This is a genomic window from Microbacterium sp. NPDC057407 (genome assembly GCF_042803895.1).
Taxonomy (GTDB): Bacteria; Actinomycetota; Actinomycetes; order Actinomycetales; family Microbacteriaceae; genus Microbacterium.
Genome location: NZ_JBHVCA010000005.1, coordinates 92777 through 118246, shown reverse-complemented (window position 1 = coordinate 118246; position 25470 = coordinate 92777). Strand labels below are relative to the sequence as shown.

Annotated in this window: 22 protein-coding genes; 8 read left to right on the top strand and 14 right to left on the bottom strand. The window is 71.3% G+C overall.

Annotated features, from left to right (window positions below; translation table 11 throughout):
* Positions 1-14 precede the first annotated feature (14 nt).
* Positions 15-3557, bottom strand: coding sequence for a TM0106 family RecB-like putative nuclease (locus ACFUTX_RS13720; RefSeq protein ID WP_378865669.1), 3543 nt, complete (start codon positions 3555-3557; stop codon positions 15-17).
* 564 nt (positions 3558-4121) lie between these two features.
* On the opposite strand from ACFUTX_RS13720, the gene ACFUTX_RS13715 reads away from it, so the two are divergent.
* Positions 4122-6176, top strand: coding sequence for an NAD(+) synthase (locus ACFUTX_RS13715; protein WP_378865666.1), 2055 nt, complete (start codon positions 4122-4124; stop codon positions 6174-6176).
* A 39-nt stretch (positions 6177-6215) separates the two neighbouring features.
* Here ACFUTX_RS13715 and ACFUTX_RS13710 read toward each other — a convergent pair whose 3' ends face one another.
* Complete coding sequence (locus ACFUTX_RS13710; RefSeq protein WP_378865663.1) at positions 6216-6794, bottom strand: hypothetical protein; 579 nt, start codon at positions 6792-6794, stop codon at positions 6216-6218.
* A gap of 146 nt (positions 6795-6940) precedes the next feature.
* On the opposite strand from ACFUTX_RS13710, the gene ACFUTX_RS13705 reads away from it, so the two are divergent.
* The gene (locus ACFUTX_RS13705; RefSeq protein ID WP_378865660.1) at positions 6941-8422 is read left to right on the top strand and encodes a lipase maturation factor family protein; all 1482 of its coding nucleotides are present in this window, start codon (positions 6941-6943) and stop codon (positions 8420-8422) included.
* 134 nt (positions 8423-8556) lie between these two features.
* Complete coding sequence (locus ACFUTX_RS13700) at positions 8557-9114, top strand: nucleoside phosphorylase (RefSeq protein WP_378865657.1); 558 nt, start codon at positions 8557-8559, stop codon at positions 9112-9114.
* Between the two features lie 17 nt (positions 9115-9131).
* On the opposite strand, the gene ACFUTX_RS13695 is transcribed toward ACFUTX_RS13700, so the two are convergent.
* Positions 9132-9308 carry a hypothetical protein gene (locus ACFUTX_RS13695; RefSeq protein WP_378865654.1) on the bottom strand — a complete coding sequence of 59 codons (177 nt, stop codon included), beginning with the start codon at positions 9306-9308 and terminating at the stop codon, positions 9132-9134.
* A gap of 84 nt (positions 9309-9392) precedes the next feature.
* On the opposite strand from ACFUTX_RS13695, the gene ACFUTX_RS13690 reads away from it, so the two are divergent.
* The gene (locus ACFUTX_RS13690; protein WP_378865652.1) at positions 9393-10322 is read left to right on the top strand and encodes a hypothetical protein; all 930 of its coding nucleotides are present in this window, start codon (positions 9393-9395) and stop codon (positions 10320-10322) included.
* A 63-nt stretch (positions 10323-10385) separates the two neighbouring features.
* On the opposite strand, the gene ACFUTX_RS13685 is transcribed toward ACFUTX_RS13690, so the two are convergent.
* The 3 genes from ACFUTX_RS13685 to ACFUTX_RS13675 form a co-directional block, all read right to left on the bottom strand.
* Positions 10386-11243 (bottom strand): SGNH/GDSL hydrolase family protein, encoded by an 858-nt coding sequence (locus tag ACFUTX_RS13685; protein WP_378865649.1) that lies wholly within the window; start codon positions 11241-11243, stop codon positions 10386-10388.
* A 137-nt stretch (positions 11244-11380) separates the two neighbouring features.
* Positions 11381-14395, bottom strand: a complete 3015-nt coding sequence (locus tag ACFUTX_RS13680) for an AAA family ATPase (RefSeq protein ID WP_378865646.1) — start codon at positions 14393-14395, stop codon at positions 11381-11383.
* Positions 14392-15546: an exonuclease SbcCD subunit D gene (locus ACFUTX_RS13675; protein ID WP_378865644.1), complete on the bottom strand. Its 1155-nt coding sequence runs from the start codon at positions 15544-15546 to the stop codon at positions 14392-14394. The genes ACFUTX_RS13680 and ACFUTX_RS13675 overlap by 4 nt, the downstream gene beginning before the upstream one ends.
* A gap of 92 nt (positions 15547-15638) precedes the next feature.
* Between ACFUTX_RS13675 and ACFUTX_RS13670 the strand changes: the two genes are divergently transcribed.
* From ACFUTX_RS13670 to ACFUTX_RS13660, 3 genes are all read left to right on the top strand, one after another.
* The gene (locus tag ACFUTX_RS13670; protein ID WP_378865641.1) at positions 15639-16112 is read left to right on the top strand and encodes an 8-oxo-dGTP diphosphatase; all 474 of its coding nucleotides are present in this window, start codon (positions 15639-15641) and stop codon (positions 16110-16112) included.
* Positions 16113-16174: 62 nt separating this feature from the next.
* Positions 16175-16732: a hypothetical protein gene (locus tag ACFUTX_RS13665; protein ID WP_378865638.1), complete on the top strand. Its 558-nt coding sequence runs from the start codon at positions 16175-16177 to the stop codon at positions 16730-16732.
* Between the two features lie 21 nt (positions 16733-16753).
* On the top strand, positions 16754-17500 hold the full coding sequence (locus tag ACFUTX_RS13660) for an alpha/beta fold hydrolase (protein WP_378865636.1): 747 nt from the start codon (positions 16754-16756) through the stop codon (positions 17498-17500).
* 27 nt (positions 17501-17527) lie between these two features.
* On the opposite strand, the gene ACFUTX_RS13655 is transcribed toward ACFUTX_RS13660, so the two are convergent.
* From ACFUTX_RS13655 to ACFUTX_RS13645, 3 genes are all read right to left on the bottom strand, one after another.
* Positions 17528-17977: a hypothetical protein gene (locus tag ACFUTX_RS13655; protein WP_378865633.1), complete on the bottom strand. Its 450-nt coding sequence runs from the start codon at positions 17975-17977 to the stop codon at positions 17528-17530.
* Positions 17974-18201, bottom strand: a complete 228-nt coding sequence (locus ACFUTX_RS13650) for a hypothetical protein (RefSeq protein WP_378865630.1) — start codon at positions 18199-18201, stop codon at positions 17974-17976. The genes ACFUTX_RS13655 and ACFUTX_RS13650 overlap by 4 nt, the downstream gene beginning before the upstream one ends.
* Positions 18202-18272: 71 nt before the next feature.
* Positions 18273-18701 (bottom strand): DUF1622 domain-containing protein, encoded by a 429-nt coding sequence (locus ACFUTX_RS13645; RefSeq protein ID WP_378865985.1) that lies wholly within the window; start codon positions 18699-18701, stop codon positions 18273-18275.
* A 284-nt stretch (positions 18702-18985) separates the two neighbouring features.
* Here ACFUTX_RS13645 and ACFUTX_RS13640 point away from each other — a divergent pair, with 284 nt between their 5' ends.
* Positions 18986-19228, top strand: coding sequence for a hypothetical protein (locus tag ACFUTX_RS13640; RefSeq protein WP_378865626.1), 243 nt, complete (start codon positions 18986-18988; stop codon positions 19226-19228).
* A 266-nt stretch (positions 19229-19494) separates the two neighbouring features.
* Here ACFUTX_RS13640 and ACFUTX_RS13635 read toward each other — a convergent pair whose 3' ends face one another.
* The 5 genes from ACFUTX_RS13635 to ACFUTX_RS13615 all read right to left on the bottom strand — a co-directional run bounded on the left by ACFUTX_RS13635 (position 19495) and on the right by ACFUTX_RS13615 (position 25462).
* Positions 19495-19791: a GNAT family N-acetyltransferase gene (locus tag ACFUTX_RS13635; RefSeq protein WP_378865623.1), complete on the bottom strand. Its 297-nt coding sequence runs from the start codon at positions 19789-19791 to the stop codon at positions 19495-19497.
* 100 nt (positions 19792-19891) lie between these two features.
* Entirely contained in the window at positions 19892-21346 is a 1455-nt protein-coding gene (locus ACFUTX_RS13630; RefSeq protein ID WP_378865620.1) for a GH1 family beta-glucosidase, read from the bottom strand.
* The gene (gene yicI / locus ACFUTX_RS13625; RefSeq protein WP_378865617.1) at positions 21343-23580 is read right to left on the bottom strand and encodes an alpha-xylosidase; all 2238 of its coding nucleotides are present in this window, start codon (positions 23578-23580) and stop codon (positions 21343-21345) included. The genes ACFUTX_RS13630 and yicI overlap by 4 nt, the downstream gene beginning before the upstream one ends.
* Positions 23580-24491 (bottom strand): carbohydrate ABC transporter permease, encoded by a 912-nt coding sequence (locus ACFUTX_RS13620; protein WP_378865614.1) that lies wholly within the window; start codon positions 24489-24491, stop codon positions 23580-23582. Before ACFUTX_RS13620 ends, yicI begins: the two co-directional genes overlap by 1 nt.
* Positions 24491-25462: a carbohydrate ABC transporter permease gene (locus ACFUTX_RS13615; RefSeq protein WP_378865611.1), complete on the bottom strand. Its 972-nt coding sequence runs from the start codon at positions 25460-25462 to the stop codon at positions 24491-24493. Before ACFUTX_RS13615 ends, ACFUTX_RS13620 begins: the two co-directional genes overlap by 1 nt.
* Between the last annotated feature and the right edge of the window lie 8 nt (positions 25463-25470).

Genomic DNA, 25470 nt, shown 5'->3' with positions numbered 1-25470 from the left:
AGTCTACGCGGCGGTCAGCCGCGGCCCACGAGGCGGGCGAACCCGCTGAGCCGCGCGACACCCTCGGGCGTGTACGGCAGGTCGTCGAGCAGAGCCGGCGAATGGATGAGGTATGCCGTGTGCTTCGCCCGCGAGATCGCGACGTTCAGCCGGTTGCGCAGCAGCAGGAACTCCAGCCCGCGCGGGGCGTCGCGCCCCGAGGATGCCGCCAGCGAGACGATCGCCACGGCCGCCTCCTGGCCCTGGAATCGATCGACGGTCCCGACCCGCACCTCGCCGAACCCGGCAGCAGCGAGCACCTCCTCGACGGCGACCTGCTGCGCGTTGTAGGGGGTCACGACGATGATGTCGCGCGCCTCGAGCGAACGCGGCGGCAGGACGGTCGCGCGATCGGCCTCGTCGACGACGACATCCGTCCATGCCCTGCCGACCAGGTCGCGAACGATCCGGACCACCTCGTCGGCCTCTTCGGGCGACTGCGTCGAGTTTCCGTGGTGTCGCACGGCGACGGGGACGAGCCCCGTGTCGACCCCGTCGATGCGGCGCAGCGCCGTGGAGGGGTGAGCTTCGAGCTGCCCCCGGTACGACAGGTGCGACACCGGCTCGGCGACGGCAGGATGCATCCGCCGGGTGCGGGCGAGGAAGTACCCGTACTCGGGTGGGATGACGTCGGCGCCGTCCATCACCCAGCCGAGGGCGGAGGTGTCGACCGGTTCGGGGTGCGTGCCCTGACTGACCTGCGGCAGCTGCTGCGGGTCGCCGAGCAGCAGCAGGCGAGGCGAGGCGACCGACACCGCGACCGTCGACGCGAGGGAGAACTGCCCCGCCTCGTCGATGACGAGCAGATCGAGGCTGCCGCGCGGGATGCGGCCCTGGTGGCTGAAGTCCCAGGCCGTGCCACCGACGACGAAGCCGGTGTCGGCGTGCTCGGCCGTGAACGCCGCGACCCCGTTCTTGGGGATGACAGTGAAGGCGTGCTCGGCCGACCCGTCCTTCGGCGCCTTCGCGACGGCCTGTGCGGGAACACCGGCGGCGATCACACGGTCGAGCAGCTGCTCGACCGTCGCGTGGCCCTGCGAGACGACACCCACCTTGAACCGGTGGTCGCGCACGAGGCGCGCGATGACGTGCGAGCCGACGTAGGTCTTGCCCGTTCCGGGAGGTCCTTGGACGGCGAGATAGCTGCGGTCGAGGTCGAGCACCGCCCGGACGATCGCGTCGACGTCGTCGCCGGTGCTCGCAGGGAGGCCGCCCGTACGTGTGCGCGGCGGCCGCCGGCGCAGCACATCCGTCGCGGGATCGGCGGGCAGGTCGGGTGCGGCGTCGATGACGCTGTCGGCCCACGCGTCGATCGCGGACTGCTGGTTTCCGGCGGACGGCGGAGCCGCAGGCGTCAACGCGACCGGCAGACGAGACCAGGTGACCCCGTCGACGGCCGTCTCTTCTACGAGCGCCCCGTCGTCGAGCACCTCGAGCACGGTGATCGAGCGATACGAATGGATCCACCGCACCGAAGGCTCGAACGGGTAGGGGGCCGGCAGCTCGTAGAGCGCGAACGGAGCGGCTCCCTCGGTGAGCCTCGTGCCCGGCGCGAGCTCGCCGCGCAGCTCGATCGTCCGCCGCTCTCCGCCCCGACCGCTCTCGGGGAAGTGCCAGTCCTCGACCACCCGGCTGCGGGCCGGATCGATCACGACGACGTCGCGGGTCTCTTCCCACAGCGACACGGGCTCGCGCAGCCGGAGGAAGTGGGTCGCCCAGAACGACTTCGCCTCGCGCGGGTAGTAGTCGATCGCGGCCGCACCCAGGCGCAGCGACTGGGCGTCTGCGCTCGCGACCGGCTGCTCGGCCGCCAGTCGCTCCAAGGCCAGTGCCCGTGGCGACGGTTCGTAGGCCCTCTCGTCGGGCTCGGGATTGGGCGACGGACGCATGCCCGTCTCGCGGGCGCGGTCGACGAGCCAATCGCGCAGCCGCAGCGTCGAGACGCAGTCGTAGCGGTTGTAGTCGGCCAGGTCGTCGAGGATCCGCCGGGCCTCGGCATCCGCCCCGTCCGCCGCCAGCGCGCGCGCTTCGACGTAGCGCACGATCGAGTCGTCGCCCTTCTGCACATCGCTGGTGCGGACCTCGTCGCCCATGTACAGCGGCTCGAGCTTCTTGATGGAGTACGACCGCGACCCGACACGCAGCGCCCGCCGCACGATCGGGTACAGGTCGACGAACACGCCGTCGCGGAGCAGCCGATCGACGTCGGCCTCGCGCACCCCGTGCCGCGCGGCCATCGCGAGCAGATGAGTGGGTTCGTAGGGAGCGTAGTGATAGATGTGCATGCCCGGATGCTGCTGCCGCCGCAGCTGGACGATGTCGAGGAACGTCTCGAGCGCCCGCTTCTCATCGGCGAACGTGTGCGCCCAGAGGGCGGTGTACTGCTCTCGCGCGTCGACCCAGCCGAACAGGTAGTCGATGCCCCACTGGATGGGATCGCCTTCGCGACCGGGCGGGTTCGGCTCGGTGTGCAGCGGATCGCCCTCGAAGTCGAAGAACAGGTCGCCGTGATCGGGCCGGGGCAGGGCGCCGAGCGCCGGCGGCGCGACCACGCGGTAGGTCGGCACGGGAGGAATGCCCGCATCGTGGGGAGCCGGGGCGGCGAGCGGCGGTGTGCCGGCCGGGCTCTCGAGCTGCAGACGGGCCTGGGTGCGCAGCATCCCGAACGTGTCGGGGTTCATGCCTGCGGGACCGGCGGGCGCTCCCGCGAGCTCGTCGATCGTGCGCACGCCGGCGGCACGCAGGCGCTCTCGTTGGACCGGACGCATGCCGGCCACCAGCAGCAGATCGCGGGATGCCACGACCTCGGCGTCGCACGTCGCACAGCGTCCGCACGCCATGACGTCGAGGTCGCCGCGCGGGTCGCCCCACGCGATCGGCGCACCCGCCGAGCCGAGGTCGATCCGACGATCGGCGATGAGCGCGGCCAGGCGTTCGCGGCGCAACCGGAAGACGGGAAGCAGGTCGTCGACCTCGTGCTCGCTGACGCTGCCGTCGCCGAGGAGCAGCTCGACGCGGTCGGAGCGCGGCACGCCGAGGCGGTCGAGCTGATCGACGTAGGCGGCCAGCTGCATCAGCGCCGTGACACGCGCGTGGCGCGCCAGCTTGGTGTCTTGCACGAGCCACGCGCCGGCGCCGTCGCGCACGAGGAAGTCGGCGAACCCGACGAAGTCGGTCGTCGCGAACGCTGCCTGATACACGACGTCGGCGTCGGAGGCGAGGGCCGCGTTCGTGAGCGCGACCGCCTCGGCGAGCGCGATCGCGTCGGACGAGCGCGTCTCGGGAATCTCGACGACGCCCGCGCCGAAACGCGCGACGTAATCGGCGAGCACCTGCCGCTCGTGCGCCGTGCCGAGCCGACCGGCGCGCTCGAGGGTGAGGTCCTCGGGCTCTTCGACGGCCTCGACCCGGCCCAGCTTCGCGTCGATCGCGCGGAGCCACGCGAACTCGCACTCGGCCGCGGCCTTGAGGTCGCTCGCACTCCAGACGATCCGGCCTTCGTCTTCGATGTATCGCATTCCGCCCTTCCCCCGTCGACATTAGCCGCGGCATCCGACACCCCCTGCCCCGCGCCGACACCCACCGCGTGCGGGGCGCGAACCGGGCACGACCCGCCGGACGCCGCGGCGCGGCGCGCGATATCGACGCCCCAACCACATGCCATCCGCCCCCCAGCAGGTTCGGGGCGCGAACCCGGCACAACCCGCCGGACACCCCCGCGCGGCCCGCCACATCGACGCCCCAACCACACGCCACCCGACATCCGCCAGGTTCGGGGCGCGAACCGGGCACGACCCGCCGGCCACTCCGGCGAGGCGCGTCACATCGACGCCCCAAACACACGCCACCCGCCACCCGCCAGGTTCGGGGCGCGAAACCCAGTACGACCCGCCGAACACCCCCGCGCGGCCCGCCACATCGACGCCCCAAACACACGCCACCCGACATCCGCCAGGTTCGGGGCGCGAACCGGGCACGACCCGCCGGACGCCGCGGCGCGGCGCGCGACATCGACGCCCCAACCACCCCTGCGGGCGCAACCCCCTCCCCGGCGCTTCCGGCCGCCTGCCAGGATGGGAGCCATGAGCCTCCCCTTCGAGAGCGCCTACCGCCACGGGTTCGCCCGCGTCGCCGCCTGCACGATCCCGGTCGTCATCGCCGATCCGGCTGCGAACGCCGAGGCGGTGCTGGCGTCGGCGCGCGAGTGCGACGCCGACGCCGTCGCGGTCGCCCTCTTCCCCGAGCTGTGCCTCACCGGCTACTCGATCGAGGATCTTCTGATGCAGGACGCCGTGCTCGACGGCGTGGAGGCGGCGATCGAGCGGCTGGTCGAGGCATCCGTCGATCTCTTCCCGATGATCGTGGTCGGCGCGCCGCTGCGGCACCGCAACCGTCTGCACAACTGCGCCGTCGTCATCCACCGAGGCGAGCTGCTCGGCGTCGCGCCGAAGTCGTACCTGCCGACCTACCGCGAGTTCTACGAGCGCCGCTGGTTCGCCCCGGGCGACGATCAGGTCGGCGAAGACATCCGCGTCGGCTCGCTCGAGGCGCCGTTCGGACCCGACCTGCTGTTCGAGGCCCTCGACGTGCCGGGCCTGGTGATCCACGCCGAAGTGTGCGAGGACGTGTGGGTGCCCATCCCGCCGTCGGCGGGCGCCGCCCTTGCGGGAGCCACGGTGCTGCTCAACCTCAGCGGCAGCCCGATCACGATCGCGCGCGCGGAAGACCGCAAGGATCTCTGCAAGTCCCAGTCGCTGCGGTGCCTCGCCGCGTACGCCTATGCGGCCGCGGGGATGGGCGAGTCCACGAACGACGTGTCGTGGGACGGGCAGACCATGATCTACGAGGGCGGCAACCTGCTCGCCGAGACGGAGCGCTTCCCCGACGGTCCACGGCAGTCGGTCGCCGACGTCGACCTCGACCGGCTCCGTCAGGATCGCCTGCGCCAGGGCACGTTCGACGACAACCGCCGCACCTACGAGCCGCAGTTCCGCGTCGTGCACTTCGAGCTCGACCCGCCCGCGGCCGACGTCGGGCTGCGGCGCACGCTCGACCGGTTCCCGTTCGTCCCCGACGACCCCGCGCGCCTGGCGCAGGACTGCTACGAGGCCTTCAACATCCAGGTCTCGGGGCTCGTGCAGCGCATGGAGGCCATCGGTCGTCCCAAGCCGGTCATCGGCGTCAGCGGCGGTCTCGACTCGACGCACGCGCTCCTCGTGGTCGCGCGGGCGATGGACCGCATGGGGCGACCGCGCAGCGACATCCTCGCGTACACGATGCCGGGCTTCGCGACGAGCGAGCACACCAAGTCGAACGCGATCGCCCTCGCCGAGTCGGTCGGCGCGACCATCGAGACGATCGACATCCGGCCGGCCGCGACCGAGATCCTCGAGGGCATCGGTCACCCCTTCGCCGAAGGCGAACCGGTGCACGACATCACGTTCGAGAACGTGCAGGCCGGCATCCGCACCGACTTCCTCTTCCGGCTGGCCAATCAGCACGGCGGGTTCGTCATCGGCACCTCCGACCTGTCCGAGCTGGCGCTCGGCTGGGCGACGTACGGGGTGGGCGATCAGATGAGCCACTACGCCGTCAATGCCGGCGTGCCCAAGACGCTCATCCAGCACGTGATCCGCTGGGTGATCTCGCATCGCGAAGGCGTCGATGACGCCGAGGCGGCCGTGCTGCAGTCCGTGCTCGACACCGAGATCAGCCCGGAGCTCGTCCCGGCGGGTCAAGACGGCCGCATCCAGTCCACCGAGGACCGCATCGGCCCCTACGCCCTGCACGACTTCGCGCTGTACCACGTGCTGCGCTTCGGCTTCCGGCCGTCGAAGATCGCGTTCCTCGCGTGGCGGTCGTGGCACGATCCCGAGGTCGGCGCGTGGCCGCCCGGATTCCCCGACGAGGACCGCTACGCGTACGACCTGCCGGCCGTGGCGAAGTGGCTGCAGGTGTTCCTGCGTCGGTACTTCGCGTTCGCGCAGTTCAAGCGCTCGGCGATCCCGAACGGGCCGAAGGTCTCGCCCGCCGGTTCGCTCTCGCCTCGCGGCGACTGGCGTGCGCCGTCCGACGGCAACGCCAACGCGTGGATCGCCGAGCTGAAGGCCGCGCTCCCCGAACTCGTCGAGGAGTGAGCGGACGGATGCCTCGGGCAGAGGCATCCGGAATGCCGGTCAGGCGGGAGCAGCGCCGTAGGCGAGCGTGATCACCCAACTGTCGCGCGACAGGTCGGCGAGCTGGTAGTACACGCGGCGGTCCGGGATCCAGCCCTTCGTCAGCGGGCTGTCGAGGCGCACGTGGTCGGCGGCGACCCGGGCACCGCGACCGTCGGCGTCGCGCACCGCCTGCACGCGGGTCCAGTGCGCCAGGAGCTTGGCGACATCGTCGGTGTCGGGCAGGTGCGAGTGCCGCCGCATCTCGCGCAGCGTCGCGTCGTCGGGGTGCGCGTCGCGCAGATCCAGCCCGAGCGGAACGGCGGGATCGGCGACGGCGACCACCGTCGCGGCCCGGAAGTTGGCGTTGCGGATCCGCAACGGCACCTCCTGCCCGTCGATCTCGGCGATGAGCTGGGTGTGGAATCCGAACTGGCCGGGCGCCTCGCGCTCGATCCGCACCGACCGCTCCTCGACGCCCAGCTGCGCCGCGACGATCTCGCGGGCCAGTTGGCGCTTGCGGTCGTGCTCGGGGAGCTTGGGGTCCCAGCCGAGCCGCGCGGTGACCCCCGCGGGCGTGTCGAGCAGCACCGATTGCATCGTCCACCTCTTCCCGCACCGGACCTCGGGCGCGTCTTCATCCTGGCGCGGTCGGCAGCCACCACGGAAGCGCCGCGCTGTACTCCCTCGGCGCGGGCGCGGCAAGGCCCCGCGCGGCCGGCCGCCGCCGGTGCCACGATGAGCGCGTGGACGGGTTCGCGGCAGTCGACTTCGAGTTCGCACGGCAGGTGCTCCAGCGCGGCATCGCGGCGCTGTACCTCGTCGCGTTCGTCTCGACGTTGAACCAGTTCCGCCCGCTGCTGGGTGAGCGCGGATTCCTTCCGGCACCCGAGCTGCTGGACTGGGTGCGTACGTCGCCCCGCGGGCGGAAAATGCTCCGCCCGACGCTGTTCCGCTTCATCGACTACACCGACCGCCGGCTCGTCGCGCTGTGCTGGGCGGGCATCGTCCTGTCGGCGGCGCTGGTCTGCGGCATCCCGCAGCTGCTCTCCCCCTGGGCGTCGATGGTGTGCTTCCTCGCGCTGTGGCTGGGCTACATGTCGGTGGTCAGCATCGGGCAGACGTTCTACGGCTTCGGCTGGGAGATGCTGCTGCTCGAGGCGGGGTTCCTGGCGGCGTTCCTCGGGTCGGACCGGGAACCGCCGCCCACGGTCGTGATCGTTCTGTTCTGGTGGCTGGTGTTCCGCCTCGAGTTCGGCGCGGGGATGATCAAGATCCGGGGTGGAAGCGAATGGCGCGACCTCACCGCGCTCACTTACCACCACGAGACGCAGCCGATGCCGGGACCGCTGAGCCGTCAGGCGCACCTGCTGCCGCGGTGGTTCCACAAGGGCGAGGTGCTCGGGAACCACTTCGCGCAGCTCGTGGTGCCGTGGTTCCTGTTCGCGCCGCTGCTCAGCCTGTTCGTCGACGGCGCGTGGCCCGAGATCGTCGGCACGGCGGCCGCGGCGATCATCATCGCGACCCAGCTGTGGCTGATCGTGACGGGCAACTTCGCGTGGCTCAACTGGGCGACCGTGGTGCTCGCCTTCTCGGCGGTCGCGCTGCCCGGGATCGGCGCGCCGCCGCGGGCAGCGGCCGGCGACCCGCCGTGGATCATCGACGGGATGCCGCTCCCCTGGCTCGTCGTCACGTGCCTGGTCGGCGCGCTGTACCTCGTGCTGAGCGTCCCCTCCGTGCGGAACCTGTTCGCCCGCCGCCAGTTGATGAACGCCAGCTTCAACCGGTGGCAGCTCGCCAACGCGTACGGCGCTTTCGGCACGGTCACGAAGCAGCGGATCGAGATCGTCATCGAGGGCACCGACGACGAGGACCCGGATGCCGCGACCTGGCGCGAGTACGACTTCAAAGGCAAGCCGGGCGACGTGCGGCGCATCCCCCGCCAGTTCGCGCCGTACCACCTGCGCCTGGACTGGCTGATGTGGTTCCTGCCCCTCGGCCGCTCGCTGGACGACTGGTTCACGGTGTTCCTGCTCAGGCTCCTGCAGGCGGATGCCCCGACCCTTCGGTTGCTGCGCCACGACCCGTTCGACGGCCGGCCGCCGCGGTGGGTGCGCGCGGTGGCCTACCGCTACCGGTTCACCACTCGGGAGGAGTTCCGCGAGACCCGGGCTCGGTGGCACCGCGTTCCGCGGGGCGTGGTGATCGGCCCGCTCTCGCTGCGGTGAGGAGCCGCGCGCCGTCGGGCTGGGGGCGGAGATGCTCCGAATTGCGGATGCCTCGGGGGCGAGGCATCCGTCGTTCCGCACTTCTCCGCACCGGCGCACACCGGGCACGACCGCGGGCAGGCGAGAATGGAGGGGTGAAGCTCCTCGTCGCGGCCCTCGAAGCCGAACTCGTCGCCTTTCCCGACGACCTGCCCGGTTTCGACCGGCTCGTCACCGGTCCGGGAAAGCTGCAGGCGACCTACGCGCTGACCCGCGCGCTCGACGCCCGCGAGTACGACGAGATCGTGGTCGTCGGCACGGCGGGCGCGATCGACGCGCGGCTCGACGCCGACGTGTACGAGATCGATGCGGCGATCCAGCACGACGTCACCGACATCGACGGCATCGTCGGGCAGCACGTCTCGCTGCCGGCGCGGGTGGAGCTCGGCCGGGAGGGCGTGACGATCGCGACCGGAGACCACTTCGTCGACGACGCCGAGGCGGTGCAGGTCATCCGTCCGCTCGGCGCGGGACTGGTCGACATGGAGACGTACGCGTACGTGTGGGTGGCGAACCGTTTCGGGGTGCCCATCCGGGTGCTCAAGGCCGTGTCGGATCGTGCGCAGGATGACGCGATCACCGACTGGCGCGCGGCCGTCACGGCCTGCAGCCACCAGTTGCGTGACCGGATCCGCGCGGACTACGGCGTCTAGCGGGCCGCGCCGGGCGGTCAGTCGCGGCGCGAGAAGATCCCGCGGAGGACGAAGAACACGATCGCCGCGACGATCAGCACGATGACGAGCTTGCCGATGAACCACAGCAGCGAGAAGAGCACGTCCACGAGGATCCACACGATGATGATCGCGACCACGACTCCGATGACGGTCCAGACGGTGCTCTTGTTCACGGAGCCAGCCTAGATAGTCTGAGGAGCCGCGGGGGTGCATCCTGTCTTCCGCGCGTCCATGCACACGCAGCAGCGAGGAACTCGATGAGCGACCCCAACGACACCACACCCCCGCCGTCCGACGGCGGCGCGCCCGCGACCGACACCGCCACTCCGGCTCCGACCTCTTCCCCCGACGCCCAGCCCACGGAGGCATATCCGCCGGCGCCGTCGGGGGACGCTCAGCCCACCGTCCCGTATCCGCCGGCATACGAGCAGCCCACGACCGCGTTCCCGGCCGCCGACGGGCAGCCGACCGCGGCATACCCGCCCTCCGACGCGCCCCCGGCGGCGCCGTACGGCCAGGCATACGGTCAGCCCGCCTACGACGCACCCGTGTCGACGGCGGACCGCCCGCGCACCCTGGGCTGGGCATCGCTCGGTCTCGCGATCGGCGGTCTCGTCCTGGTCGGCGCCGCGTTCATCCCGCTCGCGTGGGGATCGCTCGTCCTCGCCCTCGTCGGCGGCCTGCTGCTCCTGGTGGCCCTCGTGCTCGGCATCGTGACGCTCGTCAGCAAGAAGCAGGGCGGCAAGGGCCTCGGCATCGGCGCGATCGCGGTGTCGGTCTTCGGCGGGATCCTGTGGGTCGGCGCGCTGACAGCCGCATTCCTGTGGATCGGCCTGTCCATGGCGGGATCGGCGAGCGGCAGCGAGTCGGACTCCGACGTGACCGTGACCGAGGAGGCCCCCGCCGGCACGTATGACGAGGCGGCCTATCTCGACGCCGTACGCCCCGAGATCCTCGCGATCATGCAGGAGATCGAGCCGTCGGTGTCCGAGGAACTCGTGGCCGAGTTCTACACCGACGACATGCTGATCGCGACCGGCAAGGGTCTTGTGCTGGCCGGCGAAGCGGGGCGCGAGGCATTCATCTCGTCGACCGTCGAGTCGAGCCAGGGAACGTTCGACGAGAACCAGGCCACGCGGTTCTACGACGTCGTGCACGACGCTGCGGAGCAGTACCTGTCCGAGTGACGGTGCGTTGAGTGGTCGGGGCGGCGGTCTTCGGACCGCCGCCCTTCACCGTCTCCGGGGCGCTCAGGAGGCCCACTGGGTCTTCGCCCAGGTGATGCTCGCCAGCGTCGCCTGTCCCGAGACCGAGGGGTGGAAGTAGTCGCGGGTCGAGATGTCCGACCGGACGAACGCGTAGGTGGCAACGGCACCGCCGTCGTACCGGCAGGTGGCCGGGTAGGCGCCGCAGCTCTCCGCGAGCACCTGGTTGTACTCGTTCACGCGCTGCTGAACGGCGGCCCGGCGCTGCACGTCGACGGCGCTGGTACTGGTCGGGTTGGCGAGCATCGACTGGCAGATGCCGAGCACGCTCCAGGTGAAGCGGGCGCTGAAGCTGGACCTGTTGATGTCGTACAGGCGCTGGAGGCTCGGGATGCTGGCGACGAAGATCTGCGGCGCATCAGGGCTTGCGGCGAGTGTCGCCAGTGCCGCCTGCACGTTCGTCCGGAAGGTCGCGGTCGGCGTCATCGCCCCGACCGTGCGTGTGCAGGCGTCGTTCGCGCCGATCTCGATGGTCACGTACTGGGCGCGCTGCGTCACCGCCTTCTGGGCTTGGGCGTTGAGCGCCGACGAGAGCGAGCCGGCCACCGCGTCGTTGTAGCCGACGAGGTTGTCGGGTGCGGCCGTCGCCCTCAGTCGCAGCAGGTGCGAGTTGACGGTCGTGCTCGTGCCGGTCGCCCAGCTGTTCGCGGGGCAGTTCACGAGGCTGCCGCACGTCATCGACGCCTGCGTGATCGAGTCGCCGAGGGCGGCCATGACCCGCACGTTGTCGGGTGGCAGGGGTGCCGCATGGGCGGCGGATGTCGAGAACAGCGTTGCCGAGACGATGACGGCGCCGGCCGTCAGGGTGGCGAGGGCGCGGCGCGCCCGGACCGAGATGCGCATGAGTGACTCCGTACGACGTTGTGACAGGAGTGGGGGGCGGCGCGCTGCCGCGGCCGGATGAGCCGGCGGTGGACGGAATCAGTCGGGGGCCCGATCTGCGCGTGAACCTACACCCCTGGCCGCGGAGCGGCAATGGCTCAGGCGGCGGCGACGGGCGACCCGACGGCGGCCTGCCGGATCACGCTCGGGCCCTGCAACGAGGCCTCCACCGCCAGCTGGGCGGGGATCTGCTCTTTCATGGCGGCGACGTGGCTGATGAGGCCGACGGTGCGGCCGCCCTGGCGGAGCTCGTCGAGAGTGCGCATGGCGAGTTCGAGGGTGTCGTCGTCGAGCGACCCGAATCCTTCGTCGATGAACAGGGTGTCGAGCCGCACGCCTCCGGCGCGGGCGGTGACGACCTCGGCGAGTCCGAGCGCGAGCGCGAGGGAGGCGAGGAACGTCTCTCCGCCTGAGAGGGACTGCGCCGGCCGCGCCATTCCGGTGTGGGCGTCCATGATCTCGAGCCCGAGCCCCGACGCAGCGCCGCGGGCGGCGAGGGCGTCGCTGTGCTGCAGCCGGTACCGGCCCGTCGACATGTCGGAGAGGCGCAGGTTGGCCGCTTCGACGATCTCTTCCAGCTCGGCGGCCAGCACGAACGACTCGAGCGTCATGCGGTGGGTGTTGGGAGCTCGTCCGCTGACCGTGTTCGCCAGTCGGGCGACAACGCCATAGTCCTCGGCGAGCCCGGCGATCGCCGCATGCGCCGTCGAGGCGCGAGCCACGAGATCGGCCAGGCGCTCGGAGGTCTGGATCGCATGCGCCGCGCTGTCGACGGCCGAGCTCCAGCGCTCCCGCGCCGTGGCGAGGGCGCCGGCGGTGACCGTGACATCGACCGGCTCCTCCGGCTCTCCGGCGAGGTCGAGTTCGAGATCGCGCAGGCGGTCCCTCTCGGTTCGCAGTGCGACGTCGTGCTGCCGCACGCGCTCCTCGATCCGCGCGCGCTCGGAGTCGGCGCGCAGCGCCCCCCGGACCGACGCGACGTCGGCGAATCCGGACCCGGCGATTCGCGATTCGAGCTGCGCCCGGGCGGTCGTCGCCGTCGCCGTGGCTGACTCCGCACGGGAGAGTGCGTCCGCCAGCGCCGCCGCTCGCGAACGACGGCGCTTCGCGTCCGCGATGCGAGCGGCCACCGAGTCGAACTCGCCGCGGGCCTCATCGACGATGCGACGCGCGGCCTCCGCCTCTGCCGACAGCCCGGCGATTCGCTGGCGCAGATCGGACAGGTCGCTCGCGAGCTTCTCGCGCTCCGCTGCCGCGTCGCGCTCGGCTGCCGCGAGAGCCTCGCGTTCCTGCACGAGACGGTCGCGTCGGGAGGCGGCCTGCTCTGCCGCCCGCACGGCTTCCTGCGCCGTTCTGACGGCCAGGTCGAGAGTCTCGGCGTCGTCGCCGCCTGCCTGCGCCACCGCAGCGGCGAGCGCCTCGCGGGCCGAGCGCGCGGCATCCGCTGCGGTCTTCTCCCCCTCGCCAGCGGATTCGCGGGCGGTTTCGGCGGCCGTGATCTCGTCGTCGGTGACCGCGTCGTCGGAAGGTTCCGCGGGCGCAGGGTGGGTCGTCGAACCGCAGACGGAGCACGCCTCGCCGTCGACGAGTTCCGCCGCCAGCTCGGCGGCGCGCCCGGCGAGCCGGCGCCTCAGAAGGTCGGTGACGACGGCGCGGGCCCGGTCGAGCCGCGTGCCGGCCGCCAGATAGGCGGCCTCGGCATCGCGCGCCACCTCGGTCAGCCGCGCGGCCTCGCGCGCGGCGTCGAGGCGTCGCCGGAGCTCGTCACGTCGCGCGGTCAGCGATGCGAGCGCCCCCGCCTCGGCCTGGGCCGAGGTGAGCTGCAGATCGAGCGCCGCGAGCTGACCGGGGAAGGCCCCTCGTGCCGCGTCGAGCGCAGCGAGCAGCTGCTCGAACTCGCGTGCCGTCGCCTCGCCGTCGGTGAGCTCGGCGGCAGTACGGGCCAGCGTGCTCTCGGCCCCCTCGGCCGCCGCGTACACGGCGAGTTCGCCCGTGAGCCGGTCGGCGATCGCGGTGAGATCCGCGGCCGTGGCTGCCTGGGCGTCGTCATCGACCGCCAGGGCGTCCCACTCCTCCCGCCGCGTCTCGACTTCTGCGTCCGCGGCGAGGATCGCGGCGTCGGCCGTGGCGACCGCCTCGACGTACGCGCGCAGCCCCTCCGCTTCGACAGCGGCGGAGAGAACCGCCCGGTCGTGCGACACCTTCTCTTCGGCAGCCTCCAGTCCGGCGAGCGCCGCCCGCGAGCGGAGTCGCTGCTCCTGCTTGTCACGCAGCGCCTTGGCCGCCGCGTGGGCCTGCTCGGCGACGCGGTGCGCAGCATCCGCCTCATCGCGCTCGCGCACGAGCGTCTCGGCACGATACGCCGCCCGCTGCACCCCGGTGCCCGCGGCCTCGAGTCGCGCCACGACATCGGCCGGCGGCTCGCCCTCGCCCTGGAGCCCGTCCGCGACGAGGAGGCGCTCGGCCTCGCCCACGAGCATCGCAACCCCGTCGCCCGCCGCGGCGAGCTGGTGCTCGGCGTCGCGCCGCCGCTGCTCGAGGGCCGCCTGGTAGCCCTCGTAGGTGCGGGTGCCGAAGAGCCGGCGCAGCAGGCGCTGCCGCTCGTCGTTCTTCGCGAGGAGGAATTCGGCGAACCGGTTCTGCGCGAGCAGGATCACCTGCAGGAACTGCTGCTGGGTGAGGCCGAGGATCTCGTCGAGCTCGCGGGCCACGTCGACCGGACGCGCCGCCCTGCCCACCCACTCGCCCTCGACGAGCTCGTCGAGCTGGGCGCGATGCGGCTCGGTCGTCATCCCGGTGCCCCGCTGCTTGGGCCGCTCGTAATCGGGTGAGCGCGTGACCCGCCAACGGCGATCGCCGGCACTGAACTCCACGGACACCCTCGTGGGGTCTTCGGGCGCGCAGTGGTCGCTGCGCAGCCGGCGCTCGCTCCCCTCGTACCTCGGCACCCCGCCATAGAGCGCGAACGTCACGCCGTCGAGCACGCTCGACTTGCCGGCGCCGGTGCGCCCGGCGATGAGGAAGATGCCGTCGGCCGCGAACGCGTCGAAATCGACGACCTGCCGCTCACGGAACGGCCCGAACCCCGTCAGCTCGAGTCGGTGCAGTCTCACGCGGATGCCTCCGCCAGCGTGCGCTCGTCGATCACGTCGCGGATGACCTCGGTCTCGGCGGCCGAGGCGCCCTCGCCCTCGCGCACGTGGGTGAGGAAGGCGTCGACGAGCTCGACGTCGGACCGCGCCCGCCGCACCCGATGCGCGTACGTCAGTCCGTCGTCGGCCAGCGTGCCCTCGGGCGTGTGCATCACCGTGGCGCAGAACGGGAACCGCGCCTGAAGCCGCCGCATCGGGTCGGTCTGCGGTGTGGCGTCGGTGTACTGGGCGCACACCCACGCGTCGGCCGCGTCGGCGAAACGCTCGTCACCGAGCAGCTCGTCGAGCGATCCGCGCAGCGTCACGAGGCGTCGGGGCACCGGCAGATCGAGCCACTCGACGGTGGCCAGACCCGACGCGTCGAGGTCGACCAGCCACGAACCCCGCGGCTTGTCGGCCTCGCCGAAGCTGTAGTGCAGCGGCGCCCCGGCGTAGCGCACGCGCGGCGACAGCTGCTGCCGCCCGTGGATGTGCCCCAAAGCGACGTAGTCGGGCCCGTCGAACGCCGCGAGCGGGACGACGTCGAGGCTGCCCTGGCGGATCTCGCGCTCGACGCCGGGCGTGGCATCCACCCCCGCTGCGAAGCAGTGCGCGATCGCGATCGTGCGGCCCCCGCGCTCGGCCGCGTCGCTCCGGACAAGACCCATCGCGTGCTCGATCGTCTCCCGCTGCGACCGCAGCTCGGTGTCGGGCCACAGGTGCCGCACGAGCGCCGGCTCGAGGAACGGGATGCCGTAGAAGTGCACCGGTCCGTGCGCGTCGGCCACGGTGATCGGTGTGCCTACCGACCTCGGATCGGTCACGACGTGGATGCCGTCGCGCAGCAGCGCCGACTGGAATCCCAGCCGGGCGGCCGAGTCGTGGTTGCCGCTCGTCACGATCACCGCGGCCCCGGTGTCGGAGAGCGCGCGCAGGCTGTCGGAGAGCACGCCGTAGCACGCCGCCGCCGGCGCCGCGGAGTCGAACACGTCTCCCGCGACGATCACCACGTCGACCTCGCGCTCGCGCACCTGCTCGACGAGCGCGTCGAGCACCCCGCGCAGCGCATCGAGCGTGGCGTGGCCGTGGAACGACCGCCCGATGTGCCAGTCCGAGGTGTGCAGGATGCGCATGCACACACCGTACGTTCGCGCTCCGACATCGCGTCCGAGGCAGGCCGCGTTCCCGCGACGGGATGCCGAACCGCCGGGCGTATCCTGCGGGCATGGCCCTGCCCGAGGTGTGCGTCGTGTACCTGCTGCGCACCGGGCCGCACGGGCTCGAGGTGCTCCTCGGCGACAAGCGCACGGGACTCGGTCAGGGCAAGGTCGTCGGCATCGGGGGCAAGCTCGACCCCGGCGAGACGCCGACCGACGCGGCGGTGCGGGAAGTGCGCGAAGAGATCGGCGTCGAGGTCACGGCATCCGATCTCATCGAAGCCGGCGTGATCGACTATCACTTCCCCACCCGCCCGGAGTGGTCGCAGCGGTCCACCGTCTTCGTGACGCGGCGCTGGCACGGCGAGCCGGCGCCGTCCGACGAGATCGCGCCGCACTGGTACGCCGTCGCCGACGTGCCGTACGCGCGCATGTGGGACGACGCCGTGCGCTGGCTGCCGGGTGTGCTGCGCGGCGGAAGCGTCGACGCGCGCTACACCTTCGGGGCCGACCTGGCGACGGTGGTGCTCGAGACGAGTTGAGCGGATGCCGCGTCCCGGCCGTGTCCCGTGCGCCTTCACCCCCGCCCGACGTATCGTGGAATATGGCGCAGTCATCGGAATCCGCACCCCGATCCACCGTCGTGGCCCTCGTCGGGGCCGACCCCGGCGAGCTCCTCGACGGACTCGCCCGCTTCCCCGCGATCGCCGCCCTCACGCTGCGGGAGTCCGATCCCGCCGAGGCGACTCGTGCCGTGGCCGCCGCGTCGCGCCCGTACGTGGTGCACGACGCCGATCCGCTCGAGCACGTCGCCGCGGCGTGGGTCGAGCTCTTCGAGGAGCGGGCGACCCTCGGCACGCTCGAGGTCGAGGTCGATCTGCTGCTCGGACTGTTCCAGTCGGGTCAGGCCGTCATGCCCGACTACTACCTCGTCGCCGGCCCCGAGACGATCGAGGGCACGTGGCGGCACTGGTGGCTCGGAGCCCTCGCCCACCGGGCTCCCTCGCGGGTGCTGCCGGTCGAGGCATCCGATTCCGCCCTTCGCGCCCGCCTGCGGTCGCTGCCCGCGTCACGGCCGTGGCCCGAGCCGGAGTGGCTGCGTCAGGTGCACTTCGACATCCCCGACCGCGTCGGCCTGCGCGACCAGCCCGGCGCGGCGTGAATCACCGCCTACGCTTCTGGGGTGGCCCCCGCTCGACCGTTCGCCTTCGCCGGTGCGACGCTCGTCGCCGAGCGACGTGGATCCGGTGAGCCGCGCTACCTGCTCATCCACGGGATCGGCATGGGCCGCAGCGTCTTCGCCGATCTCGTCTCGCACCTCGACGACGGCGGCGAGGTCATCGCCGTCGACCTGCCCGGGTACGGCGAAGCACCGGAACCGGAGCGGGTGCTGACGATCGAGCGGACCGCCGACCTGCTCGGCGCCTTCCTCACGGCGCGCGTCGGCGAGCCCGTCGTCGCGATCGGACACTCCATGGGCGCCCAGATCGCGCTCGAGCTCGGGGCGCGGCACCCCGGAACGGTCGCGGGGCTGGTGCTCGTCGGACCCACGGTCGATCCGCGCGCCCGCACGGCGCCGCGGCAGCTCTGGCGCCTGCTGCGCGACATCGCGGTCGAGAGTCCGCGCGTCATCGCGCGCGGCGCCCGCGAGTACCTTCGGGCGGGACCGCGGATCGGCAGGAAGTTCCAGGCGATGCTCGCGCACCGGCCCGAAGACGTCCTCGCGCGCGTCGGGACTCCGACGCTGGTCCTGCGAGGCGAGCACGACCTGGTGTCGCCGCCGGAGTGGTGCCACCGCATTCTCGCGACCATGCCGGACGCCCGTTACGCCGAGGTCCCCGGTCACGGTCACGAGACGATGATCCGGGATGCCGCGCCCGCCGCCGACCTCATCGAAGCGTTCGCCGCGGGCCTGCGCCGGAACGCCTGACCCGTGGGTACGGCGGACCCGGCCAGATCAGGACTGGTCGGGCTGGGTCGTGTCGCCGGTCGCGATCTGCTGGGCGAGCTCGCGCACCTCGGACTCGGGCAGCGAGACGCCGGACTGGTCGAACCGCTGCGCCAGCACCTGTGCGACCCGGTCGACCGATTCGCTCCCGAGGTCCTGGCGGGTCTGCGCGACGATGCCCGCCACCTTGTCGACCGCCGACGCGTCGTTCTGGGCCATGGCCGGCAGCCGCTGCTCCTGCTCGGAGCCGAGGCCGTTCTTGGTGCGCTGCGCCTCGCTCACCGTGAGGGTGTCGCGGCCTTCGTCCTGACCGTGGTGGTCACGGCCGCCGGCGGAGTCCATCACGCCGATGCCCACCGCTTCGTGGCTGGTCTCGTCGGCCTGCGGCACGGCGGTCGCTTCACGGGCGTCTCCGGGCCGGTCGTCGTCGTGCTGTTCGAGTTCGTCGGGAGTGCTCATGACGGTTCCTCTCCGCTGTCGGCGTCGCTGGCAAGGTCGGGGTCGGCGGCCTGACGGGCCTCCTCTCCCTCGACGGGGTCGTCGGGCTGCAGCGGGGCGTCGCTCCTCAGCTGGCCGGAGTCGCGGGATTCGGCGTTGCGCGTCGCCGCTTCGTCGTCGCCGACTTCGTCCCATCCACCGGGCGGGTCGGCGTTGATGACGCCTTCAGGCAGGTCGCGGTCCATGGATCGCTCCTCTCGTCGGCCTCCAGAATGACCCGGGGGGCCGTTGCGCGAGAAGGGCTTGACAGGCGCCGTCAGCGGGTCTCGCCCCGAGTCGCGGCGGCGGCGCGGGTGGCGGTCCGATCGCGGGCGACCGCATCGCCCACCATCTGGCCTCCACTGCGCAGCAGCGCGCGGCGCCACGGAAGGGTCCCTTCGATCTCGATCTGGATCGACATCGACAGCAGCGTCCGTATGAGCACGATGAGGCCGAGGATCGCCGCGTCCTCGAGCGACGGCTTCGACGTGATGGTGCGGATGAGGTCCGCCGCCACGAGCACCTCGAGTCCCAGCAGAATGGCCGACCCGAGGGTGGTGCGAAGCACCGTGAACGCCGTGGCCCCGCCTTCGTGCCGAAGGAGGGAGCGGATGCCGAGCACGATCGCGATGACGAACCCGACGATCATCGCGGCGGCCCCGACCGCCTCGAACGACACCGCGACGAGGGTGAACACCTCTTCCATCTGCACGCGGCCAGCATAGGCCGCGTGCACAACGTCGGTCATGCGTCGGCCGGCGGCGCGCCCGGGTGGTTGGCAGGGATGTACGGCCGCGGATCGCCGACGTTGTGCACGCGCATCCCCCGACACGACCGGGCGTCCTGCGCAGCGTCAGGACCGAGCAGGATCGAAGAAAGAGTTTGCATCTTTGTGCGCTGGCCACAGATAGCAACGGAGGCGAGCACCGGCCGGTGAGCATGTGCGCCCTCGCTGGAAGCCCCGGTGCCGTCGACCGCTACGCTCGGTTCATGCAACACGAACAGCCGGCCGAACCGAAAAGCATTTCCTTCGCGATACTTCTCTTCGGTATCGCCATGGGCATCCGGGCCGCTTCCATCCTGTCCGCCGCGACCCAGTGGTGGGAGTTTTGCTCGGCGGGGATCGCCGCGGCATTCGCGGGCACCCTCATCGTCGTGGGGGGCCGCACCGTGCTGAAGCTTGGTTGCGCCGATGCCCCGCCGGCATCCCGCCCCGATCAGAACCTCGGCTGACCTACGGCGACATCCGCGCAGAGCCATTCGATGCGCACAACGTCGGTCACGCGTCGGCTGGCGGCAGGATCGGGGGCGGGCAGCGGGGTATCGGCGCGAATCGCCGACGCTGTGCACGCGCACCCCGGGAGACGGGCGGGCGGGCGAGCCCGTGGAGATGTGCACGATGACGGATGCCTCGGGCCCGACGCATCCGTGATCCTGCACATCTCCGCCGTCCTGCACACGGGGCGCAGGTCGAGGAGCGGGAGAACCCGCGCGGCGGGCTACGCGGAGCGGCGGGCGAGGATGTCGCCGCGGCCGGGGTTCGCGGCGAACCAGTCGGCGACGTACCAGCAGACGGGGATGACCTTGCGCCCGCCGTCGCGCTCGAGCGCGGTCACGGCCCGGTCGACCAGCTCTCCGGCGTAGCCGTGGCCGCGGAAAGTGGGCACCGTGTACGCGCGGGTGAGCGCCACCGTGCGGCCGTCGTCGCGATAGTCGAGCACGCTGACCAGGTCGTCGCCACGGTGCAGCGTGTAGCGCGAGGCATCCGGTTCGTGTGTGAAGCGCAGCTCAGTCACCCCGAAAGAGTAGCCCCGTGCGCGGACCCCCGGACGCGCGAGGCCGGGATGTCGCGGCATCCGCTCAGCGACATCCCGGCGCGCACCCAGCAAAGCCTGGTCAGGCCGGAAGAACACCGGTCTTGGCCAGCTGCGAGTACCACTTCCCGCTGTCCTTGACGGTGCGTTCGAGGGTGTCGAAGTCGACCCGCACGATCCCGAACCGCTTCGCGTACCCGTAGCCCCACTCGAAGTTGTCCATCAGCGACCAGACGAAGTATCCGCGCAGGTCGACGCCACGCTCGATCGCCCGGTGGGCGGCCGTGAAGTGGCGGCGCAGGTAGTCGAGCCGCTCCGGGTCGGGCACCGTGCCGTCGTCGGCGACGACGTCGGCGAAGGCCGCGCCGTTCTCGGTGACCATGAGCGGCTGGTCGGGGAACTGCTCCTTCAGCGACACGAGGAGCTCCTCGAGCCCCTCGGGTGCGATGTTCCACCCCATCTCGGTGTACGGGCCGGGCTGTTCGACGAACTCGACCACCTGGTCGCTTCCGGGCCACGCCGTGCCGCCCGCGGCGCCCTTGTGGCCGTCGTTCGTCTGCTTCGGCGAGACGCCGTCCCACAGCCGCACCGTCGCCGTCGAGTAGTAGTTGACGCCGAGCACGTCGATCGGCTGGTTGATCGCGGCGAGGTCGCCGTCGTGCACGAACGACCAGTCGGTGACGGATGCCGTGTCGTCGAGCACGTCCGCCGGGTATTCGCCATTCAGCAGCGGTCCGGTGAAGACCCGGTTCGCCAGCCCGTCGATGCGTCGCATGGCCTCGGCCGCACCGTCGCCGACCCCCCGCAGCACGTGGAAATTCAGCGTGATCGAGTAGTCCGGATCACCGGTCGAGGTCGCGCGCAGCGCCTGCACCGCCCGCCCGTGAGCGAGGTTCAGGTGGTGCACGGCGGCGAGCGCGGCGGCCGGCTCGTGGCGACCCGGCGCGTGCCCGCCCTGACCGTAGCCGAGGTAGGCCGAGCACCAGGGCTCGTTGAGGGTGGTCCAGGTGTGCACGCGATCGCCGAGCGCCGCCCCGACCACCTCGGCGTATCGCTCGAACGCGTCGGCGGTCGCGCGCACCGGCCAGCCGCCGGCGTCTTCGAGGGGCTGCGGCAGGTCCCAGTGGTACAGGGTCGCCACGGGACGGATGCCGCGCTCGAGGAGTCCGTCGACGAGACGCGAGTAGAAGTCGATCCCCGCCTGGTTCACCTCGCCGGTCCCGGTGGGGATGATCCGCGGCCATGCGATCGAGAAGCGGTACGCCCCCAGCCCGAGGTCCTTCATGAGGTCGAGGTCGGCGTCGACCCGGTGGTAGTGGTCGCACGCCACATCGCCGGTGTCGCCGTTCCAGACCTTCCCGGGGGTCTTGCTGAAGGTGTCCCAGATGGAGGGGCCGCGGCCGTCCTCGTCGAAGGCTCCCTCGACCTGGTAGCTGGCGGTGGCGGAGCCGAACGTGAATCCGGGCGGGAAGACCAGTCCGGAGTCGCGGTAGTCGGGGCTGCCCTGGACGATTGCAGAAGTACTCACAGAGGTCATCGTGTCACCGCCGACAGGTCCGCCGTCAACTGCTGCGTCCGCCCGTCGGGGGTCGTGACGGTCACCTCGCGCGTGCCCGAGCCGCCCGGGAACACCCGCAGCTCGAGTCCGTCGAGGTAGTCGTAGTCCGGGCGGTCCGACCGGGCACCCCACGGGATGACCGCGCCGGGCCGCACGTACAGGGGCAGGCTGTCGAACCCGTGCGTCTCGCGCCGCCACCGCCCGCCGGCGACCGTCTCGCCCGTGAGCAGACTCGTCCACTCGCCGTCCGGCAGGTAGAACTCCACCTCGCCGTCGGCGGAGAAGACGGGGGCGACCAGGATGTCGGCGCCCAGCATGTATTGCCGGTCGAGGTGCAGCACGGCCGGGTCGTCGGGGAATTCCAGCACCATCGGCCGGAGGATCGGCACCCCGGTGGCCGCGGCATCCACCCCCGCCTGGAACAGGTACGGCATGAGGTGCATCTTCAGATGCGTGAAGCGCCGGGTGACCTCCACCGCCTCTTCGTCGAACTCCCACGGCACCCGGTACGAGCCGGAGCCGTGGAAGCGCGAGTGCGAGCCGAGCAGACCGAAAGCGGTCCACCGCTTGAAGACCGCGGCATCCGGGGTGCCCTCGAAACCGCCGATGTCGTGACTCCAGTGCGCGAAGCCGCTGAGCGCCAGCGACAGGCCGCCCCGCAGGGTCTCGGCCATCGACGAGAACGTCGAGGTCGAGTCGCCGCCCCAGTGCACCGGCATCGTCTGGCCCCCGGCCGTCGCCGAGCGGGCGAAGAGCACCGCCTCGCCCTCCCCGCGCGCCTCGACCAGCACCTCGTGGACGGCCGTGTTGTACAGCTGCGTGTAGAGGTTGTGCATCCGCTGCGGGTCGGCGCCGTCGGCCCACACGACATCGACCGGGATGCGCTCGCCAAAGTCGGTCTTGAAGCAGTCGACGCCCTGGCCGATCAGGCGGCGCAGGTGACCCTGGTACCAGGCCGTGGCTTCGGGGTTCGTGAAGTCGACGAGGCCCATTCCTGCCTGCCACAGGTCCCACTGCCACACCGAGCCGTCGGCCCGTGTGACGAGGAAGCCCTGATCGGCGGCCTCGCGGAACAGCGGCGAGCGCTGCCCGATGTACGGGTTGATCCACACGCAGACCCGCAGGTCCTTCTCGTGGAGACGGGCGAGCATGCCCTCGGGGTCGGGGAAGGTGCGCGGATCCCATTCGAAGTCGCACCAGTTGAACTCGCGCATCCAGAAGCAGTCGAAGTGGAACACCGACACCGGCAGTTCGCGGGCGGCCATCTCGTCGATGAACGAGGTCACGGTCGCCTCGTCGTAGTCGGTGGTGAACGACGTCGAGAGCCACAGGCCGTACGACCAGGCGGGAACGACCGGCGGGCGGCCGGTGAGGGCGGTGTAGCGCGTGAGCACGTCCTTCGGGGTGGGTCCGTCGATGACGAAGTACTCGAGCACCTCGCCCGGCACCGAGAACTGCACGCGCTCGACCGCTTCCGACCCGATCTCGAACGAGACATGCCCGGGGTCGTTGACGAGCACGCCGTAGCCGCGGCTCGTCAGGTAGAACGGGACGTTCTTGTAGGCCTGCTCGCTCGACGTGCCGCCGTCGGCGTTCCAGATCTCGACGGTCTGGCCGTTCTTCGCGACCGGGCCGAAGCGCTCCCCCAGGCCGTAGACGACCTCGCCGACCCCGAGGTCGAGCTGCTCGTGCACGAACACACGCTCGCGCGGCGCGGGTTCCCCGGTCCGGGCGTTGTCGACGATGCCGGGATCGACCTGCGCGTCGGCGCCGAGGCGCACGTACCCCTGGGCCTTGTGCCCGCTGGTGGTGACGGTGCGTCCGTCGCGCTCGAACGACAGCGACCACGGCGCGCCGCGCGAGATGCGGGCTGTGAGGCCGCCGGTCGTGAGGGTGCCGCCGGTGTCGTCGACGGATGCCTCGCCCGCGCCGCCCGCGACGGCTCCGGGCAGTCCGAACCCGCCGTGCCACCCGCCGCCCTCGTGGTGGGCGATGCGCACGCGCACCACGCCCTCCAGCGGGGACGACACGGTCACGGTGAGGACCGGACGGTTCAGGGTGTCGCCGCGCTTGGCGATGACCGAGGTGGGGGCGGTCACGACCAGACCGGGGCCGTCGGCCGAGGCATCCGTCGGCCACACGTCGTACGCCTCCTGGGCGTAGAGGGCGGTGACTCCGGGACGCAGCTGCCAGAACCCGTCGGTGAACTTCATTACTTGACTGCTCCTGCCGTGATGCCCCGGGTGAGGGTGCGCTGGAAGATGAGGAAGAAGATGAGCGTGGGGATGATGCCGAGCAGCGCGGAGGCGCTGGTCGTCGTCACGTCCATCAGGCGGTCGCCCTGGAGGACGCTGATCGCGACGGGCACCGTCTGGTTGGCGTTGGAGGCCAGGAACGTGAGCGGGATGAGGAACTCGTTCCAGGTCCAGATGAAGAAGAAGATCAGCAGCACCGAGAGCGTGGGACGGCTGATCGGGAAGACCACCCGCCACAGGATCGTCCACCGCCCGGCACCGTCGATCGACGCCGCCTCGAGCACCTCCTTGGGGAACGTGCCGTAGACCGAGGCGAGCAGGTACGTGCCGAACGCGGCCTGGATCACCGTGAAGACGATGATGACCGACCAGACGCTGTCGTACAGTCCGATCTCTTTGAACATGTAGTACAGCGGGTAGAGGAGCGCCTCCTGCGGGAGCAGGTTCGCCAGCAGGAACAGCAGCACGATCCACGCGCGCCCCCGCACGCGCCCGATGCCGATGGCGAAGGCGTTGAGCATCGAGATCAGCACCGCGAGCACGGCGACGGCACCCGAGATGAAGATCGAGTTCCACACCTTCTCCGGGAAGTTCACCCGCTCCCAGAACTTCTGGATGCCCGTGAAGTCGAACGCCTCCGGGAACGCGAGCGGACCCGACGTCGCGTAGTCGACGGGCGACTTGAACGAGTTCACGAGGATCAGGTAGAAGGGCGCGATGATCAGCAGCGCCCCGACGACGACGAGCGCGAGCAGCAGCCAGTCGACCGCCCGCTTCTTGGTCATCCCGCCGCGCGGGCGCGGCGAGCGCCGTCCGGCTCTCTTCGTCGTCTCGGCGCCGGTGGTGGTCAGCGTCATGGTCGCGGCCATCAGAGCCCCAGCCTTTCCTTGCGCTCGAGCGAGTTCTGCACGCGGATGAAGATGACCGACACGATGACGACGAGGATCGTCAGCACGGTGGCGATCGTCGCGCCGTAGCCGACGTTCCGCTTGGTGAAGAACTCCTGGTACGCGTAGTACGCCGGCACGAGCGTCGCTCCCGCCGGGCCGCCCCGCGTGATCACGTAGACCGGTCCGAACACCTTCAGGGCGGCGATCGTGCACGTCAGGGTGACGACGAAGATCTCGGGGCGGATGATGCTCATCGTGATCGCGGTGAAGCGCTGCAGCCAGTTCGCCCCGTCGAGTTCCGCCGCCTCGTAGAGCTCGGGGTCTACCCGCTGCAGGGCGGCCATGAACACGACGACCGGGTAGCCGATCTGCACCCACACGAGCACGACCATCAGTACGATGAGCGCCGACGGCATCTGCCCGAGCCAGTCGACCGGCGGGATGCCGAACACCCCGAGGATCTGGTTGAGCGCGCCGTCGGCCCCGGGCCGCACGATCCACCCGATGACGATGCCCGCGACGACGACCGGGAGGATCTGCGGCAGGTAGTAGGTCGCGCGCAGGAAGCTCCCCACCTTGCCGCCGAACTTGCGCCCGACGACGTCGAACAGCAGGGCGGCGACGAGCAGGCCGACCGTGGTCGGCACGACCACCATGGCGAGGACCATCCACACCGAGTTGGCGAACGAGGTCCAGAAGTCGGAGTCCGAGAGCAGCTCGGTCCAGTTCTCGAGGCCGATGAACTCGGGGTCGCCGACGCCGCGCCAGCTCGTGAAGGTCAGGTAGACGTTCCACACCAGCGGGACGACGACGATGATCAGCAGCAGCACGAAGCCGGGCAGCAGGTACATCCAGTAGCCGGCGGTGCTGCCGCCGCGCTGCGGGATCGACGGCTCCTCGGGAGGGAGCTTTGCGCGACGGGCGCGCGTTTCAGGTGTCGTGATGGCCATGGGGGCTC